Raw genomic sequence first — 3681 nt, forward strand, 5'->3', positions numbered from 1 at the left:
CTCCGGAAAGACCGTCCGCAGACTCTCATGCCGGCCCACCACATCACCCAGCGCCGCCCGCAACGCCTCCCGGTCCAACTCTCCCGAAAGCCGCAGAGCCAGAGGCAGGTGATACGCCGTAGAGGTCTCCTCCAGCTTCTGGAGGAACCACAGCCGCCGCTGCGCGTACGACAGCGGCACGGTCTCGGGACGACGCGCGGCCCGCAACGGCGGGCGCGCCTCACCGGCGTCGTCCAGCGCACCCACCAGCCCCGCCACCGTCGGCCGCTCGAACAGCGCACGGATCGGCAACTCCGCACCCAGCACCCTGCGCACCCGGCTGACCAAGCGCGTCGCCAGCAGCGAATGGCCGCCCAGGTCGAAGAAGTTGTCGTCCACGCCGACCGAGGGCACCCCGAGCACCTCGGCGAACAGCTCGCACAGGATCTCCTCGCGCGGACTACGCGCCTGACGGCGGTCGGCCGTGGTGAAACGCGGCTTGGGCAGCGCTCGCCGGTCCACCTTTCCGTTCGACGTGAGCGGCAGCGCGTCCAGGGCCGTGATCACGGAAGGCACCATGTAGTCGGCCAGGCGGGCACTCAGCCATTGCCGTACGGCCGACTCGACGACCGCCGCGGCCCCGGCCGAGGACACCACATAGGCGACCAGCCGTGCCGGCCCGTTGTTCTCGTCGACCACGACCACCGACTGGTCGACACCGGGGCAACCGGCCAGAACGGTTTCGATCTCACCCAGCTCGATACGGAAGCCGCGTATCTTCACCTGGTGGTCGATCCGGCCGAGGTAGTCCAGCTCCCCGTCGGCGCGCCAGCGCACCAGGTCACCGGTGCGGTACATGCGCGAGCCGGGCGGGCCATAGGGATCGGCCACGAACCGCTCCGCCGTCAGACCGGGCCGGTTGACATAGCCGCGGGTCATCCCGGCGCCGGTGACATAGAGCTCTCCGGGTACGCCGGCCGGGACGGGCCGCAGCCCCTCGTCCAGCACGTAGACGCGCTGACCGGGGATGGGCACGCCGATCGGCACGGGCGCCTGCCAGGTGTCGGCGGTGCCCTGCAGCAGGTGCGCGGAGACCGTCCAGGTCTCGGTCGGTCCGTAGAGGTTGTGCAGCTCCAGCGACGGCCGCTCGCCGAAGAACCTCCGGATGTTGTGGCTGAGCGTCAGCGCCTCCCCGGCCTGCGAGATCAGGCACAGCGACGCCAGTGCGAGCCCCTGCTCGTTGGCCGCCTCGCACACCGCTTCGACGACGAGGTTGGGTGCGTACAGCTCCGCGATGCCGTTCTCGTCCAGCCAGCGGGCCAGCAGCTCACCGCTGCGGCGCACCTCCTCGGACGGCAGCCACAGCTCCTTGCCCGCGAGGAGGGACGAGTAGATCTCCTGGACGGACACATCGAAGGTCAGCGCGGTGAACTGGGCCACCCTTCGGCCCACACCGCCACCGACCACCTTGGCGTGCCACTCCAGCATGTTGGCGATCGCACCCGCGCGCATGAGGACGCCCTTGGGGGTGCCGGTCGTCCCCGATGTGTAGATCACGAAGAGGCCGTGGTCCGGGAGGAGCGCGGAGCCGCGTTCGGTGTCGGTCGGGTCCGTGTCGGACGCGGCGGCCAGCTCGCGGAGCGTCGCCAGGTCGTCCAGCACCAGCAGCGGAGCGGACCGCGGCAGCGTTCCCGCCCGCTCTGTCACGGTGACGGCCAGCACGGGCCGGGCGTCGCCGAGCATGAAGGAAACTCGGTCGGCCGGGTGTTCGGCGCCGATGGGCAGGTAGGCCACGCCGCACTTGAGCAGGGCGAGTAGCGTCACGATCGCGTCGGTGGACCGAGGAAGGGCCATCGCCACGACGGTGTTCGGGCGCACCCCCCGGGCCAGCATCACCCGGGCGAGGCGGTTGGCGCGGGTGTTGAGCTCCTGGTACGTGAGCGACTCGGTGCCGCTGACCACCGCGACCGCGTCCGGGGTGCGGGCCGCCTGGGCCTCGACGGCCTCAGCCATGGGAGTCCACGGCGCCACCGGACCACCGTCGTTGGTCTCGGTGAGCAGCGCGCGGCGCTCGTCGGCGGTGAGGATCTCCAGCTCGCCCATTCGGCGGTCCGGGTCGGCGAGCGCCTGTTCCAGCAGGCGCAGCCACCGTGCGGCCAACAACGCCACGGACGACCTGTCGAACAGGTCGGTGGCGTACTCCACCACACCGTCCAGGCCGGCCGGCGCACCGTCGGCGTCATGACGTTCCGCCAGACTCATGGACAGGTCGAATCGCGATACGCCCTCGATGTGCTGCCGGGAGCTGAGGTGCAGACCCGGCAGGTCGAACCGGGCGCGTGGCGTGTTCTGCAGCACCAGCAGCACCTGGAACAGCGGGTGATGGGCCACCGTGCGCTGCGGGTTGAGGATCTCGACGAGATGCTCGAAGGGCACGTCCTGGTGCGCGTACGCGGCGAGGTCGGTGTCCCGGACGCGTGCGAGCAGGTCGCGGAAGGCCGGGTCACCGGAGGTGTCGGTGCGCAGCACGAGGGTGTTGACGAAGAAGCCGACCAGGTCGCCCAGGGCCTGGTCCGTGCGGCCGGCGACCGGGGTGCCCAGCGGGATGTCCGTGCCCGCGCCGAGGCGGGTGAGCAGGGCCGCCAGGGACGCCTGGAGCACCATGAAGACGCTGACGCCGCTGGTACGGGCGAGTACCAGGAGCTTGTGGTGAGTGTCGGCGGAGAGGCTGATGGGCAGGACGTCGCCCCGGTAGGAGTTGACCGGAGGGCGTGGCCGGTCGGTCGGCAGGACAAGCTGCTCGGGAAGGTCCGCCAGTGCGTGCTTCCAGAACTCGATCTGCTGGGTGAGCAGGCTGTCCGGGTCGCCCTGGTCGCCGAGCAGCCGCTGCTGCCACAGGGTGTAGTCGGCGTACTGGACGGGCAGCGGTGTCCACTCCGGGGCCTCGCCGCGGCAGCGGGCGTCGTACGCCCGTGCCAGGTCCCGGGTGAGCGGGCCCATGGACCAGCCGTCGCTCGCGATGTGGTGCAGGACGAGCAGCAGGGCGTGGTCGTCCTGGGCCAGCTCGAAGACATGGGTCCGTACCGGGATTTCCCGCTCCAGGTCGAATCCGTGGCCGGCCGCCTCCGCGAGGAGCGTGTCGAGGCGGTCGGCGTCGGCCGCGCGTACGGTGAAGCCGAGCTCGGCCTCGGCCGGGTCGAGGATGTGCTGGCGCGGCGTCCCGTCGTCCTCGGGGAAGACCGTGCGCAGGCTCTCGTGCCGGGCCACCACATCGCCCAGTGCCGACCGCAGCGCTTCCCGGTCGAGGCGGCCGGTGAGCCGCAGCATGAAGGAGACGTTGTACGTGGACGTGGCGCCTTCGAGACGGTGCAGGAACCACAGGCGTCGCTGGGCGAACGACAGGGGCACCGGGTCGGGGCGCTCGACGGCGCGCAGCGACAGACGGGCCGGGGCGGCGGGCTCGGCGTCGTCCTCACTTCGCTCGACGAGCCGGGCGGCGATGCCCTCCGCCGTCGGGGTTTCGAACAACTCCCGGATCGAGATCTCCACGCCCAGCGCGGCACGGATCCGGCTGATCAGCTGCGTACCCAGCAGGGAGTGCCCGCCCAGGTCGAAGAAGTTGTCCTCCACGCCGACCGACGGCACGTCCAGGACCTCGGCGAACAGCTCGCAGAGCGTCTGCTCGTACGGTCCCTGCGGCGC

General features: G+C 71.1%; 1 protein-coding gene. It reads right to left on the reverse strand.

Annotated elements, in window-relative coordinates; all coding sequences use genetic code 11:
* A partial coding sequence (locus ACIHCM_RS37470; protein ID WP_399906537.1) for an amino acid adenylation domain-containing protein occupies window positions 1–3681 on the reverse strand: 3681 nt, incomplete at both ends.

The sequence above is a fragment of the Streptomyces sp. NPDC052023 genome, from assembly GCF_044548465.1.
GTDB lineage: Bacteria > Actinomycetota > Actinomycetes > Streptomycetales > Streptomycetaceae > Streptomyces.